Here is a 25,334-nt window from a genome sequence, read left to right on the forward strand (position 1 = left end):
AGGGCAAGTGGGTCAGAACGCCAGTCGTTTACCCAGACCGTCAAAGAGGTGCAGGTGCGACTCTTGTACGGTGAGCGTAAGCGGTGTATCCGGCATGAAGCTAAGCTGTTGAAAAGACTTCAGGCACACGGGGTGGCCGGCCAGATCCAACCACACCAGCGTGGAGTCGCCCTGTAATTCACACAGCCGGGTACGCCCTTGCAATGTGAAATCCCCAGTCTGCTGGTACTGCATATGCTCCGGGCGGATGGCGACAAACAGTTTGTCCCCGTCGCTAACACCTGCGGGCTGACGGGTGAGGCGGAAGACGAGGTTATCGGCGATATGCAGTGCGCCTTCACGCCATACCGCTGGCAGAACATTGATTTTCGGCGTGCCGATAAACTCAGCGACAAACAGGTTTGCCGGGGTGTTATACAGCGCCAGCGGCGTGCCCACCTGCTCAATTTTTCCCTTGTAAAGCACCACGATGCGATCGGCCAGCGTCATCGCCTCCACCTGATCGTGCGTTACATAGATCATGGTGTTTTTCAGGGTGTTATGCAGTTGCTGGATCTCCTGGCGCATCCCGACCCGCAACGCGGCATCCAGGTTAGACAGCGGTTCATCAAACAGAAACAGTTCCGGTTGCTGGACAATAGAACGCCCGATCGCCACACGTTGGCGCTGCCCGCCGGAGAGATTCTGCGGCAGTCTGTCCAGCATCTCTTCCAGCTTCAGCATGCTGGCGGCGTGAGCGACTCGCTTATCAATCTCGGCGGCGGGCGTGTTGATATTACGTAAACCGAATGACAGATTTTCCCTGACGGTCATATGCGGGTAGAGGGCGTAGGACTGAAACACCATCGACAGGTTGCGTTTGCCCGCCGCAAGCCTGGTGACCTCTTTTCCCCCCATCACCAGTTTACCGCCGTCGGGGATTTCCAGTCCGGCGATGATCCGCAGCAGCGTGGATTTCCCGCATCCGGAAGGGCCAACCAGCACAATGAACTCCCCGGAGGCGATCTCCAGCGACAGATTTTCAATGATGGTGTTCTTGCCCCAGGCTTTATGAATATTACTCAGGCTTAGCGCGGTCATAACCTCTCCTTGTCAGAATCCCAGGCTGCAATCAGCGTTAAAAGTTCATCGGTTTTGCGCGCCAGCAGTGCCGTATCCGCGCGGGTTTCCACGTTCAGGCGCAGCAGCGGCTCGGTGTTGGACGCGCGTAAGTTGAAGCGCCAGTCAACGAAGTCGATGCTCAACCCGTCGCAATCGTCACGCAGGCCGCCGGCTTGCAGATAGTGAGCGGCGATGGATTGCATGACAGATTGCGGATCGGCCACCGTCAGATTGATTTCGCCGGAAACTGGAAAGCGCACCTGGGCGTGTTCGATATACGCCGACAGCGGACGGCTGTCGCTGCCGATAATTTGCAGCAGCAATACCAGTGGGATCATCCCGCTGTCACAATAGCCAAAATCGCGGAAGTAGTGGTGGCCGCTCATTTCTCCGCCGTAGACCGCGTCCTCTTCGCGCATTCGCGCTTTGATAAAGGCGTGCCCGGTTTTGCTGATGACCGGGATTCCGCCGCAGAGAGTTACAACGTCCAGCGTATTCCACGTCAGGCGCGGGTCGAGAATGATGTGACTGCCTATGGAGCGTTGCAGGAAGTGCTCGGCGAACAGGCCAACCAGGTAGTAGCTCTCAATAAATCGGCCACACTCATCAAAGAAGAAGCAGCGATCGAAATCGCCGTCCCAGGCGATGCCGAAATCAGCCTGATTCTCGATAACCGCCTGCTGGGTGATGAGGCGGTTTTCCGTCAGCATCGGATTCGGCACGCCCGCCGGGAAATGACCGTCCGGCTGATGGTGCAGGCGAATAAACTCAATCTGAACGCCCGCACGGGCCAGTCCGTCGGCGATCGCGTCAAGCGCAGGCCCGACGGTGCCATGTCCGGCGTTGGTCACAATACGTAGCGGGCGAGTCGGCGGATGCTGAAGGAAGCGCAGCAGGCAGGCAATCCAGGCGGGGCGATTATCATAAGGGATGAGGCTGCCACGATGGACGATCGGTGCAAAGTCGTTGCGCTCCGCCAGCGCTTTTATCTCCAGCAGGCCGTTGTCGTTACTGATCGGACGCGCCTCTTCGCGCACCAGCTTCATACCATTGTACTGCGCCGGATTATGGCTGGCGGTTATCTGAATGCCGCCGTCGGCACGCAGTTCCCGGGTGGCGAAGTAGATCTCTTCGGTGCCTGACAGACCAAGGTCGATAACATCCACGCCGCTGGAAATCAGCCCGTCGGTCACGGCGGATTTTAACGATTCCGAGCTAAGGCGAATGTCTGCGCCGATCACTACCCGGCGCGGATGGCGCCAGGCGGCGTAAGCGCGACCGATGCGAAAGGCGATATCCGGCGTCATGTTGACGCCAACCTCACCGCGAATGTCGTAGGCTTTAAAACAGGTTAGTTCATCCATAATCTACTCTTCTGTAATTAATGAGTCAGGCTGACTCCCGAATGATGAGCTGGTAAGGCAATTCATAGTGGGTCACCGGTCCTCTGGTGAGCAGCAATTTGACGGCCATTTCCCCTTTCTTTTCCGCGTCTTGCGCGATGGTGGTCAGGCGTATTCCCGCCACCTCAACGGCGAGATTATCGAAACCGGTAACGGCAACCCGCTGCGGAACCGCCAGCTGCTGCCGTTGGCAGTAGTGGATCGCGCCGACGGCGAAGCGATCGGAAAGGCAGATAAGCGCAGTGATCTCCGGATGGGTTTCCAGTAACGCTTTGGCCGCCTGTTCGCCGTGTTCTTCATCGTGTCGGGTTTGATACAGCCAGCACGTATCAAGGGCGAAGCCGCGCTGCTGGAAAACCTCCCGGCAGGCATTCACGCGGGAGAGCATCAGCAGGTTGTCGCCGGTGACGGGGGCGGTCAGATCGCACATTCCCTGCGCTGAGGGCTGTGACGGAAAGGCGATGATGCCGAAATGTCGATGACCTTTATCGGCCAGATAGCGGGCAATATCGCGCATGGCGCAGGCGTTATCGATGGAGACGCTGCTATGGTCGGGAAACTGAAAATCGAGCGTGACCACCGGACGCCCATGAGCCAGCGCGTGCTGGATCATGGCCGCATTGTTATGCGTGGCGTTGAGAATATAGCCATCAACCAGGGTGTTGAGCGGCGTCTGTTGCCGCTTACGCAAAGGGATCAAGACCAGATTGACGTTTTGTTCTTCACACTGGACGGCGATCCCCCGCATCAGCGCAATGTCGTGGGGATCGATAAACACGTAACTCATAGAGTCGTTGAATATCACGCCGATGGTGTCAGATTTGCCGGTACGCAGCGCGCGCGCCAGCTTGTCCGGTCCCTGAAAGCCAAGCTCGCTGGCATATTGCAAAATTCGCTGGCGCAGCTCCGGAGATAATTTTTCCGGATTATTCCATGCGTTCGACACCGTGGTATGGGAAATACCCATAATCTTTGCCAATGATTTTATCGTAATACGTTTCTTATCTTTATTATCATTAACGTTTATTTTCATTTTTAATATATTTGTTGGGTTTATATATTGGCGTGAATTATTTATTTCTATCGTCCATTGCGTTGAACGTTGATGCAAAGTTTAACGTTAAACAAAAATCGTTTTGTGATTTGTTTAACGTTAAACATAAAAAGGGGGTGTTAATTTACGCTCCATTCAATAGCAGGGTAGCGGTAAATCAATACTTATTGAAAGTAAATGGAGAGTTATCGTGAGAGTTGTAAAATTAGCTAAATTAACAGCCTGTGTACTATTCGCATTTTGTATTTCTGGCTGCGGTCCGGATGATAAAAAATCCGCAGAGACAGCAAAAACGCCAATTAAAATGTGGGTGGCACCAAACGAAAATGAAGAAGCCTTCTGGAATACTATGGTTAAAGAATGGAATAAAGACCCGGCGCATACCCCGGTCGAATTTACGCCCATTCCTGCCGCCAGCAGTTCTGAAGAGGCAATAATGAACGCGCTGGCTTCCGGCACGGAACCCGATATTTCCAGTAATATCTTTATCGGTTTTGCCAGCCAGTTGGTGGAAATTGGTCAGCTTGAAGACCTGTCTAAAATGAGTGGTTTTAATGAACTCGTTAATAACCGACAGATGGGCAAAATTATTCCTGCCTGGCAATTAAACGGCGAGCAACATGTTCTGCCAATCTATATTAATCCTATCGTCTGGTGGTGGCGGGGCGATTTACTCAAGCAGTATGGTTTTGACCATGTTCCGACCCGTTATGATGAGCTTTATCAGTTGGCAGAGCGCCGGGCGGCGGATAATAACGGCTATGTTATCCAGATGACCGCCGGGAAAAACTGGTGGGAACGCTGGTTCGATTTTATTCCGCTTTATTATGCGCAAAACGGCGGTAAACCTTACCTCGCGGGTCATCAGGCGACGTTTGCCGATCCTGCCGGACAGGCGGTACTGACCTTTATGGGGAAAGTCTTTAACAGCAAGTGGAGCAGCTACGACTTCACCGCCGCCGACGATCCGTTAGCGACTGGACAGGTGCTGGCGTCCGCGCGCGGTCCGTGGGATATCGCTCGCTATCACAAGCAGTATCCGGAGATCCTCAAAACGCTGCAAATTGGGCCGATGCTCACCGAGAAAGGCGACGCGCATCCGTATACGTTCGGCGACAGCAAAGGGGTGGTGATCTTCAGTTCCAGCAAGCGCAAAGCGCAGGCGTGGGCGTTTATTCAGTGGGTCTTTAACAACGCCGAGCACGACCGGAGCTGGCTGGAGCTGACCGGTATGCCGCCAGCACGCAGTGATTTAATGAGTAATCCGCTGTTTGTGAATTACTTTGAGAAAAACCCGCTGGAGAAGGCGATCGCATCTTACGTGGACGTCGCGCTGCCGCCAGCGGCCACTACGCAAACCACGGAGATTCAGCGCAGCATGACGCAGATGCTGGAGCAGGTCATTTTCAACCACGCCGATCCGGCAGCCACCCTCGATAAATCCGCGCAGGAAATTAACACGTTGCTGGCGAAATAAGGGGAAATAATGGCTGGATATGAATCCCGCACCGGAGGCCTGCTGGCCTCCACGTGGATCGGTTATTCGTTGCTGTTCTGGTTTTATCCGCTGTGCTGGCTGGTCGTGCTCAGCGTGACGAACTGGCAATTTATTGGCACGCCGACGTTTAGCGGATTACAGAATATCATTGGCGTGTTTCATGACGCGTTATTCTGGCAATCGATGTGGAACGTGTGCCGTTTTTTAATGTGGTATATCCCGATTGTCTTTCTTGCCTCGCTGCTGTTTGCCGCGGGATTACGAAAAATTAAGTACGGGAAAAGTTTTATTGCCCTGAGCTTTTTACTGGCGAATATCTCTTCGGGGGTGGCCTATTCCATCGTCTTTGCAAAACTGTTCAGCGAATACGGGCCGGTCAATCAATTTTTACAGGCCAGTTTCGGCATCTCTGTGCCCTGGTTTACCAACCCTGACTGCGCCATGTTATCCATTGCGTTAATTGTTACCTGGAAATTTGTCGGTTATTACGGGCTGATTCTCTATTCCGGGATGGTGGCGATCCCCGCGGATATTTACAGCGCGGCGCAGTTGGATAAAACCGGGAAGTTTAAGCAAAGTTGGGCGATTACCCTGCCGATGATGAACGCGCAAATCGTGATGGTGATGGTGCTGGCGATTACCGTGGCGTTCAGCATCTTTACCGAGCCGTATCTTATCACCGGCGGCGGACCGCTCAACAGCACCACCAGTCCGATGGTGGTGATGTATGAAGTGGCGTTCCAGAAAATGAAGCCAACCTGGGCGGCGACCATGTCGATTATCGTTGCGGCATGCAGTTTCCTCGCCATCTGGGTCTTCCGCAAAGTATTCGAAAAACATATCGAGATTGTGTGAATGAAGAAACTGACTCCCTTAACGCTGCTCATTCACGCCGTGATGTTTTTGCTGGCGCTCACCTGGCTGTATCCTTTTATCTGGATGGTGATCTCCTCGTTGAAACCGACGGCGCAAATCTACACGACCGGGCTGTTTTCCGGTCATCTGACGCTGGAGAATTACGCTTTTCTGTTCGATAACAGCAACCGGGCGGACAAACCTTTTTTGCGCACCCTGGTTAACTCGCTGTTCGTGTCGCTCACCATTACCGTCTGCGTCACGCTGACCTCAATGCTGGTGGGATATGCCGTCGCGAAAACCGAGTTTCACGGCAAAAATGCGTTTCGCAACCTGTTGATTGTGCAGATGGTTTTCCCGGTCTTTATGTTCATCATTCCACAGTTTGTCCTGATGCGTGAACTGGGGCTGATCAACAGCTACGGGGCGATGATCCTGCCGTATGCGATGAGCGCCTGGGGCATTTTCATGGTTTCGCAGAGCTTTAAAGGCACGCCGAATGATTACCTGTACGCCGCAAGGCTCGATCACGCCAGCCTGTGGGGGATCCTGAGGCATGTGATGATGCCGCTGAATAAATCCATTCTGGCGATTGTCGCACTGTTCACCTTTTCCAGCTCATGGGACAACTTCCTCTGGCCGCTGATCGTGATGCGCGAAGTGGACAAAATGCCGTTTTCGGTGCTGCTCGCCACCTTCAGCAAATCCTACGGCATCTACCTGGGACCGGTGCTGGCGGGGTCGGTGGTGCAGATGCTGCCAATCGTTGTCCTGTTTATTCTGTTCAGAAAATACTTCCTCGAAGGCATGTCGTTATCACTGAAATAAGGAACGTGACGGTGAAAAAGCAACCGTGGTGGCAGGCGTGTACCTGTTATCAAATTTATCTGCCTTCGTTTTGCGACGGCAATAACGACGGGCTGGGCGATTTTCCGGGCCTGATTTCCCGGCTGGATTATTTGCAGGCGCTGGGCATCGGTGCGGTGTGGATCACGCCGTTTTATCCCTCTCCGCTGGTGGATAACGGCTACGATATCAGCGATTACTGCGCCGTTGACGCCCGTTTCGGCACTCTGGACGATTTCCGCCGGGTGGTTGACGGCTGCCACGCCAGAGGCATTCGGGTGATTATCGATCTGGTGGTCAATCACGTCTCCTCAGAACATCCCTGGTTTTGCGATGCGTGGAATAATCCGGACAGCCGCTATCGTGATTATTTCCTTTTTCGCCGCCAGCCGAATAACTGGCGTTCTTTCTTTTCCGGCAGCGCGTGGACCGCTGAGCCTGACACCGGCGAATTTTATTACCATAAATTCGCGCCCGGCCAGGTGGATCTCAACTGGGCCAACCCCGCGGTGGAACAGGAAATTTACCGGGTGGTGGATTTCTGGGTTACGCAGGGGGTGGACGGTTTTCGCTTTGACGTCATCAACTTTCTTACTACCGACGGCATTGGGCCTGATAACCCGGAAGAGAACGGCGAGCAGCGCCATGAATTTGACATCAATCAGCCGCGACTCCCGGAAACGCTGCAACGGCTGTGTGCCCATGTTCGGGCGCAGGGGGACTATTTCCTGATTGGCGAAATCGGCAGCGAAGACCCTGACGTGCTCAGCCGCTATCAAAGCCCGCAACTGATGGACGTGGTGTTTAATTTCAATATCGGCAGCCAGAAAACTTTTGATGTTTCCCGTCTTTTCAACCAGTTAAAAACCACGCTGGCTGCGCAGTCGGGTTTACCGACGCTGTTTTTCTCCAGCCATGATATGTCGCGGATGATCAGCCGCTTTGGCGAAAACGAGCGCGATACCGGGCGGGCGCTGGCGGTGTTGGCGCTCCAGCTAACGGTGAGCGGCGTGCCGTTTATCTTCCAGGGCGAAGAGCTGGGGGTGACCGACTACCGTCCGCAAACGGCAGAGCAGCTTTTTGATATACAGGGAAAAACCCATTACCGCACCGCCCTTGCCGCAGGCAGCAGCCCACAGCAGGCGCTGGCGCTGGCTATTGAACATTCGCGGGATGGTTCGCGCGCGCCGCTGCCCTGGCGCGACGCCCCCTTTGGCGGATTTTCCACCGTCGCGCCGTGGATGCCCGTCGGCGGCGATATCGCCCTGATTAACGCGGAGCGCCAGCAACAGGATGAGACATCGTTCTGGCATCAGTACCGGCGGCTGATCGCCCTGCGCCGCCGCGTTGCGGCGCTGCATCAGGGACAGCAGGACTCGCTCGACCTCACTGACGAATGCGTCTGGTTTACCCGTTCGACGGCGGCGGAGCAGGTCTGGATCGCCATCAACTTTGGTGCGCCTGTTCGCAATCCGTGGCAGGAGATTGAGGCTGAAGTGCTGTACGGAGAGGACGCGAAATGGATTGGTAAGAATCAATGTTTGATCAAAAGGAGAGTACATGGACAGGCACAGTAAAAACCCGTTGATTACCCCGGCGGACGTGACGCCTTCACTGCCCGGCAGGAAGGTCGATTGTGTTTTCAATGCTGGCGTAACGGAGTGTGACGGGGAGATCGTTTTGCTGCTGCGAGTGGCGGAAAGCGTGATCAATTCCGATCAGCAGCAGCGTGTCGTACCGCTGTTGGAAAAAACCGATGCGGGCTGGGTACAGGCCACCGCGAGTTTCGATCGTCGCGATGAACGCTATGATTTCAGCGATCCGCGGGTGATCGTGCTGAAAAGCGATCCGGCGCGGGTGTGGCTGACCTCCATGTCGCATCTGCGTCTGGCGCGCAGTCGCGATGGGGTGAACTTCCGGATTGACAGCCAGCCGTTTATCATCGCCGATACGCAATATGAAGAGTTCGGCTGCGAAGATGCGCGGATCACCCGCATCGATGATACCGCGTACATCAACTACTCGGCGGTGTCGTCGCTGGGGATTTCTACCGCGCTGGCGGTGACCAAAGATTTTGTCACGGTGGAGAAAAAAGGGTTGATCCTCTGTCCGGACAACCGCGACGTCTGCTTTTTCCCGGAAAAGATCGCCGGTAAATATCACGCCCTGACCCGTCCGGCCCCGTGCCACTTCGGTCATCCGGAAATCTGGATCTGCGAGTCGCCGGATATGTTGCACTGGGGCAACCATCGCCACCTGCTGGGACGGTCCGGCGATGCCTGGGACTGCCGTAAATCAGGCGGCGGCGCGCCGGTATTAAAAACCGATCGCGGCTGGCTGGAGATCTACCACGGTGTGGATGCCGATCAGCGCTACTGCCTTGGCGCGCTGCTGCTGGATCTCAACGAGCCGACCCGCATTCTGGCGAAATCACCGGTGCCGCTGCTGGAGCCAGATGCGCCCTACGAGCGCGAAGGCTTCTTCGGCAATGTGGTGTTCACCTGTGGGGCGCTGATCCGCGATGAGACGCTGCACGTCTGGTACGGCGCCGCCGATGAGTGTGTGGCGCTGGCGACAATGCCGCTGGACAAACTGTGGCGGCATCTGGGGGTTAAATAAATGCCGCAGAGCGTCCTGGGTTGCTAAACCCGTTTCTGGCAGGGGACGTCGATTCACACGTTGTGGCCGCTGGTGGACGAATCTTTGCTGCAAATAATGAAAATACACAACAGAAGAGCAGGGCAATAAATGCCCTGCAAGTCTGTATATTTAATGTCACATTGTATTTCAGGTGCGCAAGAAAACAGATTGCGCTTATCGTTATTAATATTTTAATTAATATCTGACGCGGGGGCCGCCTCAATAGCTTTTTCTTCTTTGGTTAGCCCTTTGATGTATTTACTGTATTTCCACCAGGCAAAACCGAGAAAAATAACAATCCCCCCGACGTTATAGAAAATAATGGTCATGATGTTACCGCCGGTCGGGAAGGTCGAGGCAATAAACCCGATGGTGAAAAGGACAATCAGCATCGATACCACAATAATGCCGGTTTTTTGCGAACCCATACGGAAGTCGCGCGGTAAGTGGTCCAGTTTTGCGCGCAGATTCAGGTAAGCCAGCATAATAAACAGCGGCGGCAGCATTGATGCGGCGGCGGTCATGTTGATGATGGTGTTCATTAAATCCTGCACGGTATTGGAGCCGAGCGTTGGGATAATCATCAGCGGGATAACAATCAGGAACTGAATCCAGGCTGCGCGGGCCGGAACGCCGTTTTCATTTAGTTCGACGGTTTTTTTACCGAAAATTCCCGCCGGAATTTCAGAGAAGAAAATTTTCACCGGCGTTGCGGTCCACATCAGCAGAGAGCCGAACATCGCGGTAAAGGAGACCAGGCCGACAAAGCGGTTAACGATCAGTTCCGGCAGGCCAAAGTATGCCGCCAGGCCGTGGAATACCTGTACCGAACCACCGGTAAATTTCAGCTCTTTGCTGCTGACGAAGACGTTGATCAGTACCGAGGAGATGGAATAGAGCACGCCGATAAAAATCCCGGCAATGATAATGACCTTCACGAACGATTTGGACCCGCCCTTGACGTCGTTGACGTACACTGCCACCGACTCCGCACCGCCTGCCGCCATAAAGATCCAGGTGGTGATACCGAGGAAGGCCCAGTTAAAATTCGGGATCATTGCGTCTACGGTGATAGGGTCAGCAGGCTGTACGCCGCCAACCAGCGCAGTACCCGCCAGCAGGATGTAGGACAGGGTCAGCAGCAGCATCAATGTGGAGGTGACCGAAGTAATCGGTCCTAACATTTTTGCGCCGTTGGTCGAAACCCAGGTGGAGAAGGCAAACAGCACCATACTTAACACCGTGGTTGCGAACGGTGTCAGAATGTATTCGTAGCCTAAAAAAGCATATGAGGCGTAGGCGATAACACGGGGTAACAGCGAGGTAAAAAAGAACAGGTTAACGAACCAATAGGTATAGGCGGTAATAAATGCCCAACGTCCGCCCAGCGAACTTTTCACCCAAGCATAGACACCGGCTTCGGAGTTTTTATTCAGCGAAACAAATTCAGCGATGATTAAGCAGAACGGAATAAAGTAGAAGATCGTCGCGAGGAAAAACATCGGTGCGGATGCCAGACCCAGCTCAATATTATTGTTGATAACGTTATTAAAACTATAAACCGCGGCAAAGGTGAGTGAAAGTAAGCCGAACTTGCCGATGGTATTACGTTTGGTATCAGACATAGCACATCTCCGATTCCTGATTATTATAGGGTACTGGCGGCGCAACGTCGGCGCCGCCTGTGTTTTTATTTATTATGAAAATAACCATCTTCGATGGTGACTTTGAGTACGACTTTCTTCACTGCGTTATTACAAATAAAACGATAGGCTTCATGGTTGTCACAAATAACCATTTGTCCTTCGCGCACTTCTACGGTTTTTCCACAGCCTTTCAGATATTCGCGATCGGTTTCATCGCGATAATATTCAACCACCTGGAGATCCTCTTTGGCGGCATACTCTATTTTTTGCTGTCCTTGCAGGTAGTAATGGATTTCAAAATAACGACGATGACCGGTAAACAGCGCATCGGTCGCGGAGTCTGTCTCCACGCGATAGCTCAGGGAATCACCGATAGAGTGGGCGACGCCTGGTTGAATATTATCAATATTTTCAATCGCTTCGACGCAGCGCTGCCACTTCTTCCCGGATGCGTAAATTTGTTGGAACTGCGCTAAGTTGTCGATGATCCTCATTTTGTATTCTCACTGTGCAAATTCGTGGAAAAGAACCCGGTACCAAAGACGCGGCTGGCGGCGGTTTGAGCGCTAGATTCGCTACCGGAAACCGGCAACAACGTGAAGCCGTAGCTGAACGAACGGAACCAGACGCGCCAGGAATCAAGCACCTCGCTTCCCCAGGAGTTGGAGCCTAAGCCCAGCACCTGGTGGTCCAGATTCAGGGTGATGTCATCGCTGCGCTGCAGCGCATTACAGTGCTGTGCGGCAAAGATATTTTCTGGCGTATAGCGCCAGGCGCTCAGGTTGACAGGGCGCTGCGGAACCACCAGCAGACCGTTGCCGTGGCGGTTGGTTAGCGTTGCCCAGCGCACGTCCTGACGATTGCCGTTGTTTTGCGGGAACGGATAGTTTTCGAACATTTCATCCACGCTGCTGCGCCAGATATCGATGATGTTGGCCTGCTGGCTATCGGCATAGTTTTCACCGGGACCACGTCCGTAATACGCCACCTTCCCCAAATCGCCGTTGATGCCCATCGTGAAGCCGATGCACGGAATAATGTCCCGGTACTCGCCGTAAGGCTGGCCGGAAAGCTCCACGTTCAACTGACCGTCTGCGGCAATCCGCCAGCGGTAGGTACAGCGCATACCGAAATCAAATACCGGCGGGGCGATAATCGTCTGGCTGGTTATCAACAGCGCGTCATCGGTTTGCTCAATGGCAAAATCGCGCAGATGCTCCTGCATAATCTGTAAATGATTTGGTTGCCAAAGGCCTTCGAACTCTTGTTTGTGGTTATCAATGGTTGGTTTGAAGAAATTAATCTTCGGCTCGCGGGTAATCAGCTCCTCACCGTTAACGGTCCAGCTAATGGGCTTACCGTTCAGTTTTGAGAAGGTCAGATGGAAGTTATAACCGCGTATGGTGCAGCTCTGGGGGCTGTCTTCCAGCGTCAGAGGGGTAGCGTTTTTCAGGCTAAACGGTACGGCAGCCGCCGTTCTGGCCTTCAGCGGGAACTGATAAGTCGCGATGTGGTGCCCGGCTTCGCTGTATAACGTGCGGGAATCTTTCGTCACGATGACGTTGAGGAACGCTTCGCGCGCATCCAGCTCCGGCAGTGTGCATTGCACCAGGGTATCGCTGTTAGGAGGGACGTCGCGCAGTTTTATCTGCTGAGCAGAAAGCGTATCTCCCTCGGCGCGAACCTCAATATGCAAGGTGTAGTCGTCAAGCGTGGTAAACCACAGTTTGTTTTCTACCCGTAGCTCGCCGCGAGCCAGATCCTGTGCGCGTACTTTTACTGGCGCAATCACCTGCTTGTACTCTTGCAGACCCGGCCCCGGGGTTTGATCGGAATAAATCAGGCCATCAAGGCAGAAGTTGTAGTTGTTCGGATAGTCGCCGTAGTCGCCGCCATATTTGTACCAGACGTTGCCGTCGTCATCTTTGGCCTGAATCCCGTGATCGCACCACTCCCAGACATAGTGTCCCTGAATGCAGTCATGCTGATAAAAGACGTTCTGATATTCCGTCAGCCCGCCGGGACCGTTGCCCATGGCGTGAGCATATTCGCAGATGATGCGCGGCTTAGGATGTGGATATTCGCCAAACTCATTCATCAGCGGCACACGGGTGTACATGGTGGAGATGATATCCACCACTTCGGCGTCACGATCTTCTTCGTAATGGATCAGACGCGTGTCATCCAGCGCTTTCGCGGCGTGATACATGGCGCGGATGTTACAGCCGTATCCGGATTCGTTGCCGAGCGACCAGATGACGATCGACGGGTGGTTTTTTTGTGCATGGATGTGGCGCACGATGCGCTCAACGTAGACGTTTTCCCACAGCGGATCGTCGGTTATCCGGCTGATATCGCCGATATTGGCGAAGCCGTGAGATTCAACGTCGGTTTCGGCCATCACGAACAGACCGTAGATATCGCACAATTCATAGAAGCGCGGATCGTTCGGGTAATGGGCGGTACGCACGGAGTTGATGTTGTGCTGCTTCATTAACAGCAGATCTTTTTCAACGCGATCCATGCCAACCGCACGGCCTTTAAGATGATCGTTATCGTGGCGGTTAACGCCATGCAGCATCACGTAGCGGTTATTGATGTAAAACAGACCGTCGCGAACTTTGATATCGCGGAATCCGACCCGCTGTGGCACGACCTCAAGGAGATTGCCGTTGGCATCTTTCAGCGTCATCACCAGATGATAAAGATACGGCGATTCCGCTGACCACTGCTGCGGCGCGCTAACCTTGAAATTAAAAGCGGTGAGGGTGTGTTGATCTACTGCCAGATTGTTAATCACGCCGCTATGCAGCGCCTGCTCACCGTCAAACAAGGTGTATTCGAGCGACGCCATCGCTGGCGTGGAAGCCAGGTTTTCCAGCGCAATGTCGCAGGTGAGGATGGCGTCGCGATAGTCATCATCGAACTCGGTGCGAACGGTAAAATCCTGAATATGGGTCGCCTGTTTGCCTACCAGATAGACGTCGCGGAAAATTCCCGCCGACCACCACATGTCCTGGTCTTCAACGTAAGTGGAATCAGCCCATTGCATTACGCGAACGCACAGCAGGTTGTCACCGGTCTTTACCACCGCGCTGATATCAAATTCAGCCGTCAGGCGGCTGCCTTTGCTGAAACCGACGTACTGACCATTCACGTAAACTTCGAAGTAGGTTTCTACGCCATCAAATTTAATCAGCGTTTGTTTGCCCTGCCAGCCTTCGCTGAGGGAGAAAATGCGCTGGTAGGCTCCGGTGGGGTTATTGGTCGGAACGTAGGGGACATCAATCGGGAAAGGAAAACCTTCGTCGGTATACTGCAGTTTGCCATGTCCTTCCATCTGCCACATGCCGGGGACAGTAATGCTGCCCCAGTCGTTCATAAACTGCGACGTAAAGATTTCCGGCACCTGCAGCGGATGCTCAAAGAACTGAAAATTCCACTGACCGCTTAGCAACTGAAAGAGGCTGCTGGTTTCGCGGGCAAACGAGCGAGCCTGCGCAACGGAGTCATAAGAGAAAAAATATGCGCGTGGCGCCAGTCGATTTTCGTGGGTGAGCTGAATGTTTTCCCAGCGATTCATAAGGCCTCCCGGTGGAGAAAAATCGGAACCATTCATTGTAATGGTGAGTAAGTGTAATTGATGGTGATTTTAGTAAAAGTTTTACTAAAATATAGCGAGTGAGGTGATTTACTTTAACTGGATCACGAAAATAATGGGGGCGCAGAAAATAATGCATGACAATGCGCGCCCGGCATCAGAAGAAACCGGGCGTGTTTACTGGGGATTTTAGCGGGTGGTGCCGCGCAGTTTCAGCTTGCTGGGAACAAAAACCAGCAGAGGAAGCGCACGCCCATCGCGGGCTTTCTCAAACAGCAGGTTGACGCCCTGACTGCCCATCATTTCTGAATGGATGCGAACGGTGGAAAGCGGAGGAAAGGTGAAGCGCGCTGTCGGGATATCATTAACGCTAATCAGCGAAATGTCCTGCGGAATGTTCAGGCCACGCTCGTGAATGGCGCGCAGAACGCCAATAGCAATCGAGTCTGAAGCCACAAACAGGGCACCGGGATAGTCGGCTTTCGCCAGCATTTTTTTGGCCAGTTCATACCCTGATGAACTGGAGAAACCGCCGCGATAGATGTCCTGTTCAGAAACGACCTGCTGCAGACGACCGTATTCGACAAACGCGGCTTCACGGATATCTGCCTTGCCGGGTTCGTCTTCACCGCCGATGAAGCCAATGCGAGTGACGCCCTGGGCGATGAAGTAGTCGATGCTCTCTTTACTGATGCGGGCCAGATCGATATCGACGGCGTCATATTCGCTGCCGGGTTCATGGAAATCGATAAAGCAGATGTTGTCAGTAAGCGCTGTTGCCGCATTACGCAAAACCGGAGAAGGCTTGCCGACAATAAGAATGCCGGTAATGTTTTTGCTCTCCGGCAGCCCACTGTGCTCATAGCAGTTGGTCAGTTCGATCCCCAGCTTCTCACACTGGGTTTCTATTCCGTGACGGATCGCGAGATAGTAAGGATCGTTGATTTCCAAATCCTGCTGGTAGCTGTAGAGCGCCAGAATATGCTGGGGGCCGAGCGCGCTGGTCTGGTTTTTACGAGCACTGCTGGTTTTGTACTCCAGTTTTTCCGCGATCTCCAGAATGCGATGCTTGGTCTCTTCTTTTACATTCAGCGTGGGGTCATCGTTTAAAACCCGGGACACTGTCGCCAGGGACACGCCAGCTTCGATTGCGATGTCTTTAAGTGTTGCCATGTTTGCCTTTTCCCTGAGTTACCTGCGCATTGTAAATGAAGTGCTTATCTATTCATCTGTTTTCAGTAAAAAAAGTACGTTTAATTGACATGCCTGGGGTAAAACTGGGCTTTCAGAGTGTGATGACTACGTCATTTTCCCGCTTTTGAGAACCATTCCAAGAAAATATTTTGCTAGTATTTAGTAAAATTTTACCAAAGGAGAACACAATGGATACCGTCGCATTTGCTGATTTTGCCCGAATGGAAATACGTGTTGGAAAAATCGCACAGGTAAAGCGCCATGACAATGCTGATAAGCTGTATATCGTGCAGGTGGATGTGGGAGAGCGTACGCTGCAAACCGTGACCAGCCTGGTGCCTTATTACAGCGAAGAGGAGCTGATGGGGAAAACGGTGGTGGTGCTGTGTAATCTGCAAAAGGCCAAAATGCGCGGGGAAACGTCAGAATGTATGTTGCTGTGCGCTGAGACGGACGATGGCAGCGAAAGCGTGCTGCTGACGCCAGAACGCCTTATGCCTGCGGGTGTGCGGATTGTTTAAGTTGTGCTAATTGCCGGATGGCCGCTACGCTTTTATCCGACCTACATTTGATCCCGTAAGCCTGAGATGCGCAGCGCCATCCGACCTGTATTACACCTGCTCCACGCTCACCCGTAATGCTGCCAGGGCTTTGCGCGTCGATCGCAATACCAGATCGCATTGCTCGATCGTTAACGTTAACGGCGGTTCGATACGGATCGTCTTTGCATTGTTTAGCGTGCCGGCAACCAGTACCCGCTGGCGGAACATCTCACTGGCAAAGTTGTAGCCGATTTCATTATCGACAAACTCAATTGCCATCAGCATGCCTTTACCGCGTACATCATGCACCAGGTCTGGGTACTCCCGCGCAAGCTGGCGGAAACCATCCAGCAACATATCGCCTTTCTGCTCCGCCTGAGCCGGTAAATTTTGCTCCAGCAGGACGTTAATGGTGGCTAACGCAGCCGCACAAGCGAGCGGGTTGCCGCCAAACGTGGTGGTATGCAAGAAGGGATTGTCGAACAGAACGGAAAACACCTCTTCAGTGGCAATAGTTGCGCCAATTGGCATCACGCCGCCGCCCAGCGCCTTGGCCAGACACATAATGTCGGGCTGCACGTTTTCGTGCTCGCAGGCGAACATTTTGCCGGTACGACCCATGCCGGTCTGCACTTCATCAAGGATCATCAGCGCGCCAAACTCATCGCAAAGTTTACGCACGGCGGGCAAATACCCTTGCGGTGGCAGGATCACGCCCCCTTCACCCTGGATAGGTTCGAGGATCACGGCTGCAACGTCGTCACCAGTCTTTTTACACTCGCTGAGCATGGTGCGCATCGCGTTAATATCGCCAAACGGCACATGGCGGAAACCCGGCAGCAGCGGCATAAACGGTTTGCGGAAGGTTGATTTAGCCGTAGCGGATAGTGCTCCCAATGATTTGCCGTGGAATGCGCCGCTGGTGGCAATGAACGTAAATTTACCGCGCGGCGATTGATACGCTTTCGCCAGCTTCAGAGCGGCTTCAACCGACTCGGTCCCGCTGTTACAGAAAAAACTGTATTTCAGTTTACCTGGCGCCAGCGCGGCGAGGGTTTTTGCCAGCATGGCCCGCAGAGGGTCAAGTAACTCCTGGCTGTGCAGAGGTTGTTTCGCGAGTTGATTCTGTACGGCGGAAACCACGACTGGATTACGGTGCCCCACGTTGAAAATTCCAAATCCACCCAGGCAATCGACGAACTCCTGCCCCTGGGTGTCGACAAGCGTATTCAGGCTTCCCGCTTGCCACTCTACGGCTCCGTAATCCCCGCCTGCAGTTACAGATTTTCGATACTCTAAGAACCCCGGATTGACATGCTCCTTGAAGTATTCAATCACCTCTCGGTTTAAAGATTTCATTTCCTCATGATCAAGCGTGCGCTTTTCGATGAGATTCAGTGCGTGTGCGCTGCAGGCCAGGGCCGATGCGCTGGAAGGTAACCTGTTCAAAATATGCTCCCGGAGCTCGCGTATCACATGATACTGATTTAAGTATTGCAGTGATTGCGCCATTCCGGCGCGCTTAGCAAAAATCGGGATAAACACCAGGAAACATCTCATTCACGCAACATTTAATGCTGACGTTTAACATTTGCTGGCATTTTGCCCAGGTTAAGGCCGTGAAAACAGATCGGAAAAGCACTTTTCTGCTCTAAAAGTGAGCAATATTTGCACTGTGACGGTGCGTTGGTAGACGTGTAGTTGAATAGTTACTGAATGAAAGTATTTTAAATCAATGGATTAGAATGCGTACAGATTTTGAGGTTTAATCGCAAATTGCGATCTAAATCAAATTTAACAACTAAAGATAAAAAAATTATCGCCGAAATAACATAAGCCGAAAGAGTTAACAACCAGATAACCTGCACAGGACGCAATCATGTCTTCTCATCCCTACGTTAGTCAGCAAAATACACCGCTGGATGATGATATCACCCTCATGTCGACCACCGATTTACAAAGCTATATCACCCACGCGAACGATACCTTTGTCCAGGTCAGTGGCTATCAACTGAATGAATTGCTCGATAAGCCGCACAATCTGGTTCGTCATCCGGATATGCCAAAAGCGGCGTTTGCGGATATGTGGTACACCCTGAAACAAGGCGAGCCATGGAGCGGGATCGTGAAAAACCGGCGTAAGAATGGCGATCACTACTGGGTAAGGGCCAATGCGGTGCCGATGGTGCGGGAAGGTCGTGTCACCGGATATATGTCGATTCGTACCCGGGCCACTGACGAGGAGATTGCGGCGGTAGAGCCTTTATATAAAGCGCTGAATGAAGGGCGTTGCAACCGACGTATCCATAAAGGACTGGTGGTACGCAAAGGCTGGCTGGGTAAACTCCCGGCGCTGCCGATTCGCTGGCGAGTGCGCAGCGTAATGGCAATTATGTTTATCGTACTGGCAGCCGCATTGCAGCAAATGGGCGCCGAATGGCCGTTACTGCTGATAAGCGCGCTGGTGATGATGCTGGGAACGGCTATTTTCGAATGGCAGATTGTGCGTCCTATTGAGAATGTCGCTCGTCAGGCGCTAAAAGTGGCGACCGGTGAACGAAACAGCGTGTCACATCTTAACCGCAGTGATGAACTGGGCCTGATGCTGCGAGCGGTTGGGCAACTGGGGCTAATGTGCCGTTGGCTCATCCATGATGTCTCCAGTCAGGTGAGCTGTGTGCGCAGCGACAGCGAAACGCTGGCGAAAGGCAGCGATGATTTAAACAAGCATACGCAGCAGACCGTAGAGAACGTGCAGGAAACGGTGACCACCATGAATCAGATGGCGGCATCGGTGAAGCAAAACTCAGAGACCGCCGCCGCGGCCGACAAGCTCTCCATTGCAGCCAGCAGCGCGGCGACGCACGGCGGCGAGGCGATGGATACCGTCATCAAAACTATGGACGATATCGCCAACAGCACCCAGCGGATCGGCACCATTACCACGCTGATTAACGATATTGCTTTCCAGACTAATATTCTGGCCCTGAACGCCGCTGTTGAAGCCGCACGGGCGGGTGAGCAGGGGAAAGGGTTCGCCGTGGTGGCGGGAGAAGTGCGTCATCTTGCCAGCCGCAGCGCCAGTGCAGCCAATGATATCCGCAAGCTGATTGATGCCAGCGCCGATAAGGTGCAGTCCGGATCCGACCAGGTTCACGCCGCAGGGCGCACGATGGATGATATTGTGGCGCAGGTGCAAAACGTGACGCAGTTGATCGCCCAAATCAGTCACTCAACGCTGGAACAGTCAGATGGTCTTTCGAGCCTGACTCGCGCAGTGAATGAATTAAGCAACATTACGCAGAAAAACGCCGAGCTGGTTGAAGAGAGTGCCCAGATTTCCGCGATGGTGAAACATCGCGCTGGTCGTCTGGAAGATGCAGTCACGGTGCTGCATTAATATTAACGATAAAGGCGGAACGCAGGGTGAACGCGTTCCGCCTGCTCTGTAGATTAATCCAGTTGAGTAATATCCAGCGCAGCGCGATCGATAATACCGATGATTTTTTTGATCTGTGCATCGCTGGTATCACCATGATTGACCCGCAGGTCCAGCACGGCTTTGAAGTTCTCCAGCGCGCGTTTCATCTGCGGATTCTTGCGTAATTCAAAACCCACGCAGCGGGCTTTAATACGTTCGTGGATATGTTCCAGATGCTCACGGTTTTCATCCAGCCACTGCTGGCCCTGGGTTGTGATCGCTATCTGTTTACGCCCGCCTTCCTCGTCGCTGATGGTGATCAGCTCTTGATCCTGCAAGAAATCCAGCGTCGGATAGACGACGCCCGGGCTCGGGGTGTAGTTGCCCTGAGTCAGGGTTTCAATCGCTTTAATCAGCTCATAGCCGTGGCTGGCGTCGCGGGTCAGGATATCCAGAATGACCAGGCGTAATTCTCCGTGACCGAAGAAGCGCTGGCGACGACCGCCGCCGCGACCGTGGCGGTGTCCACACCCCTGTTCGTGGTGATGTTCTTTGTTGCAGCCTTCATGGCGATGTTCTTCACCTTTGCAGCAACCTGCATGGTGTTCGTTGTGGCGGCCTTCGTGGTGACGTCCTTCACCCTTGCAGCAGCCTTCGTGTTGGTGCTCTGTATGCTTGCAGCAACCTTCATGATGGTTTTGCATCATCGTCTCCTGATGTGTTTTAGATATATCTAATTTATATCTAAATATTGTTTTGGTGCAAGCCAATAAAATGTTTTTTGTTTAAGTTAATGATTTTTATCTGTTTTAAAGGGGTTGCGTTAGCCGGTTAATCAGAAGGCGACTATATCAAAAAAGTGCTTGCAATCTTTCTGATTAGCAATCATTATCATTTAAAAATTAAATTAGATATATCGTATTATCTTCCGAAGGCGAAAAAATGACAAAAAACACCTCACGCTACCCGCAGCGCGTTCGCAATGAACTGCGTTTTCGGGAACTTACCGTCCTGCGCGTCGAACGTATCAGCGCGGGCTTTCAGCGCATTGTACTGGGCGGTGACGCTCTGGATGGTTTTAGCTCACACGGCTTTGACGACCATACCAAGGTCTTTTTCCCTGAACCGGGCAGCCACTTTGTGCCGCCGGTTGTCACCGATGAAGGTATTGTCTGGGCTGACGGCGTGCGTCCGATATCCCGTGATTACACGCCGTTGTATGACGAAGCACGCCATGAGTTGGCACTGGATTTCTATATTCATGACGGTGGCGTGGCAAGTACGTGGGCGATGAATGCCCGCGAGGGTGACAAGCTGACGGTAGGCGGACCGCGCGGTTCTTTGGTGGTGCCAGAGGACTATGCGTATCAGGTTTACGTGTGTGATGAATCGGGAATGCCTGCGCTGCGCCGACGCCTCGAGTCGCTCAGCCGTTTAGCGGTACGTCCGAACGTCACGGCGCTGGTAAGCGTGCAGGATGCCGCGTACCAGGACTATTTTGCCCATCTCGACGGATTTACTATTCAGTGGTTTATCGGCCATGACGAACAGGCGGTGAATGAACACTTATTGCAGCTAAGCGTACCTGCAGATGATTACTACATCTGGATTACCGGCGAAGGTAAGGTGGTCAAAAACCTGAGTGCTCGCTTTGAAAGCGAGGCGTTCGATCAGCAACTTGTTCGCGCAGCGGCTTACTGGCATCAGCGTCGTTAATCAGTAATTAGATGGCGGAACGCCAAACGCCTGGCGGAATGCGTAGCTAAATGCCGCGGTGCTTGAATACCCTACGTCGAGCGCCACGGCGGTCACGCTTTTATTTTTCTTCAGCATTAATACGGATTCCAGAATACGCATTTTTTGCTTCCAGACGCTGAAAGGCAATCCGGTTTCTTTTTTGAAATGGCGTGAAAAGGTACGGGCAGACATACCCAGATGCTGCGCCCAGTATTCAACCGAATGCTCCAACGCCGGGGATTCTTGTATTGTTCGACAAACTTTAGTTAATTCGCGATCCTGCGGCCAGGGTAGTACAAAAGCGACTTCCGGAAGCTGCAGAATAATGTCGACCAGGACGCTAACCAGCTTGCCCTCTTTTGACTGGCTATCATAATGGCCCGAAATTAAATTCGTGGCGTAATGAATAAACTCTCTGGCGAAATCACTGATAGCCACCACTTTACATTCATTGATGCTCTCTTCAAGAAAGCTCGGTTTAATATCCAGATTCTCTAAATACACATCATCCAATGCCCAAACCGCATGCTCCGTATTATTCGGGATCCAGATGCCATAATGCGCCGGGATTATCCAGCACTTGCCTGCAACATCAATACGCATACTGCCTTTGCGGGCGAAATGAAACTGCATAAAAGAGTGTGAATGCTGTGGAACATGATGATTGGCTTCCAGGACATACGAGCGAAAGTAAACATCCTGCGGCAGTTCCGTCATGGAGTTATCCGGGAAGGAGTTCCACTGTTTTTGCACGAGAGTTTCCATAAATAGATCGTCAATGCTCCCGATGGTGTGTCCGCTGCTCGATAGATCTTGTCCGCGGATCATAATACATACACTCTGTTTTCCATAATAATCTTGCGTAAGAATTTTTAGCCCACCTTTGGTAAATACCATGAACTCGCTTTGTTCAGATGCTGTCATCGTCAATGAAACAAATGATAACTGGACCCGAATGGGAAAAGAGCTGCTTTCGCAAGCGGATATCAGGATTAATGGCTCCCGTGCCTGGGACATTCAACTTCATCATGCCGGTTTCTTTAAACGGGTACTGCAACAAGGCTCGTTAGGGCTTGGCGAAAGCTATATGGAAGGCTGGTGGGACTGCGAGCGGCTCGATATTCTGTTCTGCAAAATCCTGAAAGCAAAACTTGATCAGCAGATGCCGGGTAACCTGAAAGATATTTTACGTATTGCCAGCGCACGCCTGTTTAATTTGCAGTCGCGGAGCCGCGCGTGGATTGTCGGCAAAGAACATTATGATATTGGTAACGATCTCTTTGCGCTGATGCTTGATCCGCATATGCAATATTCCTGCGCTTACTGGAAAGATGCGACCACATTAGACGATGCGCAAAATGCTAAATTAAAAATGATCTGTGAGAAGCTACAACTTAAACCGGGTATGCGTTTACTCGATATTGGTTGTGGCTGGGGTGGACTGGCGGAATATGCGGCGCGTCATTATGGCGTGGCGGTGGAAGGCGTCACCATTTCCAAAGAGCAGCAAAAAATGGCGCAGCAGCGCTGTGAAGGACTGGACGTTAAGATTCTGCTGCAGGATTATCGCGACCTCCATAAACACTACGATCGCATTGTCTCCGTGGGGATGTTTGAACACGTCGGGCCAAAAAACTACGACACCTATTTCAGCATCGCCGACCGTTGTTTAAAACCGGACGGACTGTTCCTGCTACACACCATTGGTAGCAATAAAAAAGGGATGAGCGTCGATCCGTGGATCAATAAATACATTTTCCCGAACGGCTGCTTACCGGCGATCTCCCATATTGCCGAAGCCAGCGAATCACGGTTTGTGATGGAAGACTGGCATAACTTTGGCAGCGATTACGATAAAACGCTGATGGCGTGGCACGAGCGCTTTAATCAAGCGTGGCCGGAGCTGTCATCACGTTATTCCGCCACCTTCAGAAGAATGTTTAACTACTATTTATGCGCCTGCGCCGGGGCTTTCCGCGCCAGAGATATTGAACTTTGGCAGGTGCTGTTTAGTCGCGGCGTAGAGGGCGGGATCCGCGTGTATCGTTAACGTTCTGCCTGATAAGCGAAGCGCCATCAGGCAGTAAATACCTGAGAAGCGCTCCTTGTTACATCTTAGCCCAGCTCACTCTCCGCCAGCGCTTTAAACACCATCGCTACGGCGTGCGCGCCGGGGTCCATATTTCCGAGCAGGCTTTCGCTGCTCAGATACGATGCGCGACCCGCATTGGCTTTGCTCGACAAACAGGTTCGTTCGGCTCCCGCTTGCGCGGCGTCGAATGCGGCCTGCAGATTTTTCGGCTGTGTGAGCAGCGAGGTCAGGGCCGGTTGCAGCGCATCAATCATCGTGCGATCGCCTTCGTCTGCGCCGCCGTAGAACTTCATCTGCGCCAGCCCCGTATTTAGCGCTTCGACAACGTTAGCGCCCTGTTCCAGTTTCTGCCCGGCGGCGGTAAAGAAGATTGACATCAGCACACCGCTGGAACCACCCATCACCACGGTCAGACGTTCGCCAATCAGCGCGAACAGCGTGGCAAGGTTATCCAGCGGCAACTGCTGGCGATGCAGCAGGCTGGCAATTTCACGCGCGCCGGCGGCAAAGGTCGAACCGGTATCGCCATCGCCGACTTTGGCGTCCAGCGCATTCAGATGAGTCTCCAGATCGGAAAGGGTTGCGGTGACCAGCTCCACAATCCCGGCCACCAGGGCGTTTGCCGAAGGCTGGAATTCCACGCGGGCGCTACGCTGAGATGACGCTACGCAGCTGATTTCACGCGGTGGGACCGGCGTCGGCCAGTTGCTGGTTTCCACTTCGGTGAGCAGTGCTTTTTCGATGCTCTCTTCCAGCACGATGGCCGTCAGTGAGAAGCCTTTCATATCCAGCGCAGTGACCAGCGAGGCCGGGCCAATTAGCCAGTCGATACGCGAGTGCAGCGGGCTGCTGGCGAGTTCGCGGGTGATGATGGCCATTTCGGCCACGGAAACGCCGCCAAGATTATTAATCATCACCGCCAGACGACCGGTTTCAGGCAGGGCGGCCAGCAGTTTATCCACCATCAGGTTCACCACTTGCGCACTGTTTTGGGTGTCGATAACCGATGCGCCTGGTTCGCCGTGAATGCCCATACCCAGCTCCGCATGACCCGGATGATGACGAGGGGCTGCGTCGGTTTCTTGCGGCAGATGACAGCTGGAAAGAGCTACGCCCAGGCTAAAGGTGTTGCTGGCTGCGTACTGCGCTTCACGCAGGACGGTGGCGAGGTTATAGCCGCGTTCGGCAAAATAGCCTGCGATTTTATGCACCAGGATAGTTCCCGCAATGCCACGTGGGTGTTTGTTATCCGGCAGGGAGATGTCGTCGCCGACAATCAGCATTTCAACGTTATAGCCAAGGCGACGCGCCTTCTCGGCGGCGAGACCGAAATTAAGACGGTCACCGGTGTAGTTTTTCACAATCAACAAACAGCCAGCCTCACCGGTCACCGCCTGAATCGCGGTCAGTACTGCATCCACGCTCGGGGAGGCGAAAACATCGCCGCAGACCGCAGCGGTTAGCATGCCTTTACCGATAAACCCAACGTGCGCGGGTTCGTGTCCCGAACCGCCGCCGGAAATGACCGCTACGTTATTTTTATTAAGGTCACGACGGACCACGATGCGAATGGCCGGATCGCTTTCCAGACGCGCCAGGTTATTCCATGGGCTGGCGATAATCGCCCCGTCGATGACGTCGCTCACGAGATGGGTGCGTTGGTTAAAAAAGAATTGAGACATAACGGCTCCTCGAGGTTGAGTG

At 53.0% G+C, this 25,334-nt stretch carries 20 protein-coding genes; 9 read left to right on the top strand and 11 right to left on the bottom strand.

What is annotated here, in order from left to right:
• Positions 1-12: 12 nt before the first annotated feature.
• The 3 genes from GFC06_RS07575 to GFC06_RS07585 are packed head-to-tail and all read right to left on the bottom strand — an operon-like array spanning position 13 to position 3,537.
• Positions 13-1,080, bottom strand: coding sequence for an ABC transporter ATP-binding protein (locus GFC06_RS07575; RefSeq protein WP_103767081.1), 1,068 nt, complete (start codon positions 1,078-1,080; stop codon positions 13-15).
• Entirely contained in the window at positions 1,077-2,465 is a 1,389-nt protein-coding gene (locus tag GFC06_RS07580; protein ID WP_103767082.1) for a phosphohexomutase domain-containing protein, read from the bottom strand. Before GFC06_RS07580 ends, GFC06_RS07575 begins: the two co-directional genes overlap by 4 nt.
• Before the next feature lie 25 nt (positions 2,466-2,490).
• Positions 2,491-3,537, bottom strand: a complete 1,047-nt coding sequence (locus GFC06_RS07585) for a LacI family DNA-binding transcriptional regulator (protein ID WP_016154604.1) — start codon at positions 3,535-3,537, stop codon at positions 2,491-2,493.
• 211 nt (positions 3,538-3,748) lie between these two features.
• Here GFC06_RS07585 and GFC06_RS07590 point away from each other — a divergent pair, with 211 nt between their 5' ends.
• From GFC06_RS07590 to GFC06_RS07610, 5 genes are read left to right on the top strand one after another with little or no spacing between them, the layout of a single operon-like run.
• Positions 3,749-5,035 carry an ABC transporter substrate-binding protein gene (locus tag GFC06_RS07590; RefSeq protein WP_016154603.1) on the top strand — a complete coding sequence of 429 codons (1,287 nt, stop codon included), beginning with the start codon at positions 3,749-3,751 and terminating at the stop codon, positions 5,033-5,035.
• Between the two features lie 9 nt (positions 5,036-5,044).
• A complete protein-coding gene (locus GFC06_RS07595) occupies positions 5,045-5,911 on the top strand; it encodes a carbohydrate ABC transporter permease (RefSeq protein ID WP_016154602.1) in 867 nt (288 codons plus the stop codon).
• Positions 5,912-6,739 carry a carbohydrate ABC transporter permease gene (locus tag GFC06_RS07600; protein ID WP_153689987.1) on the top strand — a complete coding sequence of 276 codons (828 nt, stop codon included), beginning with the start codon at positions 5,912-5,914 and terminating at the stop codon, positions 6,737-6,739. It begins immediately after the preceding gene.
• 11 nt (positions 6,740-6,750) lie between these two features.
• The gene (locus GFC06_RS07605) at positions 6,751-8,334 is read left to right on the top strand and encodes an alpha-glucosidase (RefSeq protein ID WP_153689988.1); all 1,584 of its coding nucleotides are present in this window, start codon (positions 6,751-6,753) and stop codon (positions 8,332-8,334) included.
• Positions 8,318-9,376, top strand: a complete 1,059-nt coding sequence (locus tag GFC06_RS07610; RefSeq protein WP_153689989.1) for a glycoside hydrolase family 130 protein — start codon at positions 8,318-8,320, stop codon at positions 9,374-9,376. Before GFC06_RS07605 ends, GFC06_RS07610 begins: the two co-directional genes overlap by 17 nt.
• A 212-nt stretch (positions 9,377-9,588) precedes the next feature.
• Here the strand turns inward: GFC06_RS07610 and GFC06_RS07615 are convergent, their stop codons facing one another.
• From GFC06_RS07615 to ebgR, 4 genes are all read right to left on the bottom strand, one after another.
• On the bottom strand, positions 9,589-11,022 hold the full coding sequence (locus GFC06_RS07615) for an amino acid permease (protein WP_016154598.1): 1,434 nt from the start codon (positions 11,020-11,022) through the stop codon (positions 9,589-9,591).
• A gap of 65 nt (positions 11,023-11,087) precedes the next feature.
• The gene (locus GFC06_RS07620) at positions 11,088-11,537 is read right to left on the bottom strand and encodes a beta-galactosidase subunit beta (protein ID WP_016154597.1); all 450 of its coding nucleotides are present in this window, start codon (positions 11,535-11,537) and stop codon (positions 11,088-11,090) included.
• Entirely contained in the window at positions 11,534-14,626 is a 3,093-nt protein-coding gene (gene ebgA, locus GFC06_RS07625) for a beta-galactosidase subunit alpha (RefSeq protein WP_153689990.1), read from the bottom strand. The genes GFC06_RS07620 and ebgA overlap by 4 nt, the downstream gene beginning before the upstream one ends.
• Positions 14,627-14,833: 207 nt before the next feature.
• On the bottom strand, positions 14,834-15,817 hold the full coding sequence (gene ebgR / locus GFC06_RS07630) for a transcriptional regulator EbgR (protein ID WP_047499182.1): 984 nt from the start codon (positions 15,815-15,817) through the stop codon (positions 14,834-14,836).
• Positions 15,818-16,026: 209 nt separating this feature from the next.
• Between ebgR and GFC06_RS07635 the strand changes: the two genes are divergently transcribed.
• The gene (locus GFC06_RS07635) at positions 16,027-16,359 is read left to right on the top strand and encodes a tRNA-binding protein (RefSeq protein ID WP_016157522.1); all 333 of its coding nucleotides are present in this window, start codon (positions 16,027-16,029) and stop codon (positions 16,357-16,359) included.
• A 90-nt stretch (positions 16,360-16,449) separates the two neighbouring features.
• Here the strand turns inward: GFC06_RS07635 and ygjG are convergent, their stop codons facing one another.
• Entirely contained in the window at positions 16,450-17,829 is a 1,380-nt protein-coding gene (gene ygjG / locus GFC06_RS07640) for a putrescine aminotransferase (protein WP_049259762.1), read from the bottom strand.
• 430 nt (positions 17,830-18,259) lie between these two features.
• On the opposite strand from ygjG, the gene GFC06_RS07645 reads away from it, so the two are divergent.
• Positions 18,260-19,780, top strand: coding sequence for a methyl-accepting chemotaxis protein (locus GFC06_RS07645; RefSeq protein WP_016154592.1), 1,521 nt, complete (start codon positions 18,260-18,262; stop codon positions 19,778-19,780).
• Between the two features lie 53 nt (positions 19,781-19,833).
• On the opposite strand, the gene GFC06_RS07650 is transcribed toward GFC06_RS07645, so the two are convergent.
• Complete coding sequence (locus tag GFC06_RS07650) at positions 19,834-20,508, bottom strand: PadR family transcriptional regulator (RefSeq protein WP_181220869.1); 675 nt, start codon at positions 20,506-20,508, stop codon at positions 19,834-19,836.
• Between the two features lie 235 nt (positions 20,509-20,743).
• Between GFC06_RS07650 and GFC06_RS07655 the strand changes: the two genes are divergently transcribed.
• Entirely contained in the window at positions 20,744-21,517 is a 774-nt protein-coding gene (locus tag GFC06_RS07655) for a siderophore-interacting protein (protein WP_153689991.1), read from the top strand.
• Here GFC06_RS07655 and GFC06_RS07660 read toward each other — a convergent pair whose 3' ends face one another.
• On the bottom strand, positions 21,518-22,366 hold the full coding sequence (locus GFC06_RS07660; RefSeq protein ID WP_047358672.1) for a helix-turn-helix domain-containing protein: 849 nt from the start codon (positions 22,364-22,366) through the stop codon (positions 21,518-21,520).
• A gap of 67 nt (positions 22,367-22,433) precedes the next feature.
• On the opposite strand from GFC06_RS07660, the gene cfa reads away from it, so the two are divergent.
• Positions 22,434-23,588 carry a cyclopropane fatty acyl phospholipid synthase gene (gene cfa, locus GFC06_RS07665; protein WP_153689992.1) on the top strand — a complete coding sequence of 385 codons (1,155 nt, stop codon included), beginning with the start codon at positions 22,434-22,436 and terminating at the stop codon, positions 23,586-23,588.
• Between the two features lie 65 nt (positions 23,589-23,653).
• Here cfa and GFC06_RS07670 read toward each other — a convergent pair whose 3' ends face one another.
• On the bottom strand, positions 23,654-25,312 hold the full coding sequence (locus GFC06_RS07670; protein WP_153689993.1) for a glycerone kinase: 1,659 nt from the start codon (positions 25,310-25,312) through the stop codon (positions 23,654-23,656).
• Positions 25,313-25,334: the final 22 nt, after the last annotated feature.

This window comes from Citrobacter braakii (assembly GCF_009648935.1).
GTDB lineage: Bacteria > Pseudomonadota > Gammaproteobacteria > Enterobacterales > Enterobacteriaceae > Citrobacter > Citrobacter braakii.

Excerpts from the sequence above, each read along its gene's own strand:
- GFC06_RS07575 (WP_103767081.1), bottom strand. The coding sequence starts at position 1,080 with ATGACCGCGCTAAGCCTGAGTAATATTCATAAAGCCTGGGGCAAGAAC.
- GFC06_RS07580 (WP_103767082.1), bottom strand. The coding sequence starts at position 2,465 with ATGGATGAACTAACCTGTTTTAAAGCCTACGACATTCGCGGTGAGGTT.
- GFC06_RS07585 (WP_016154604.1), bottom strand. The coding sequence starts at position 3,537 with ATGAAAATAAACGTTAATGATAATAAAGATAAGAAACGTATTACGATA.
- GFC06_RS07595 (WP_016154602.1), top strand. The coding sequence starts at position 5,045 with ATGGCTGGATATGAATCCCGCACCGGAGGCCTGCTGGCCTCCACGTGG.
- GFC06_RS07600 (WP_153689987.1), top strand. The coding sequence starts at position 5,912 with ATGAAGAAACTGACTCCCTTAACGCTGCTCATTCACGCCGTGATGTTT.
- GFC06_RS07610 (WP_153689989.1), top strand. The coding sequence starts at position 8,318 with ATGGACAGGCACAGTAAAAACCCGTTGATTACCCCGGCGGACGTGACG.
- GFC06_RS07615 (WP_016154598.1), bottom strand. The coding sequence starts at position 11,022 with ATGTCTGATACCAAACGTAATACCATCGGCAAGTTCGGCTTACTTTCA.
- GFC06_RS07620 (WP_016154597.1), bottom strand. The coding sequence starts at position 11,537 with ATGAGGATCATCGACAACTTAGCGCAGTTCCAACAAATTTACGCATCC.
- ebgA (WP_153689990.1), bottom strand. The coding sequence starts at position 14,626 with ATGAATCGCTGGGAAAACATTCAGCTCACCCACGAAAATCGACTGGCG.
- ebgR (WP_047499182.1), bottom strand. The coding sequence starts at position 15,817 with ATGGCAACACTTAAAGACATCGCAATCGAAGCTGGCGTGTCCCTGGCG.
- GFC06_RS07635 (WP_016157522.1), top strand. The coding sequence starts at position 16,027 with ATGGATACCGTCGCATTTGCTGATTTTGCCCGAATGGAAATACGTGTT.
- GFC06_RS07645 (WP_016154592.1), top strand. The coding sequence starts at position 18,260 with ATGTCTTCTCATCCCTACGTTAGTCAGCAAAATACACCGCTGGATGAT.
- GFC06_RS07650 (WP_181220869.1), bottom strand. The coding sequence starts at position 20,508 with ATGATGCAAAACCATCATGAAGGTTGCTGCAAGCATACAGAGCACCAA.
- GFC06_RS07655 (WP_153689991.1), top strand. The coding sequence starts at position 20,744 with ATGACAAAAAACACCTCACGCTACCCGCAGCGCGTTCGCAATGAACTG.
- GFC06_RS07660 (WP_047358672.1), bottom strand. The coding sequence starts at position 22,366 with ATGATCCGCGGACAAGATCTATCGAGCAGCGGACACACCATCGGGAGC.
- cfa (WP_153689992.1), top strand. The coding sequence starts at position 22,434 with ATGAACTCGCTTTGTTCAGATGCTGTCATCGTCAATGAAACAAATGAT.
- GFC06_RS07670 (WP_153689993.1), bottom strand. The coding sequence starts at position 25,312 with ATGTCTCAATTCTTTTTTAACCAACGCACCCATCTCGTGAGCGACGTC.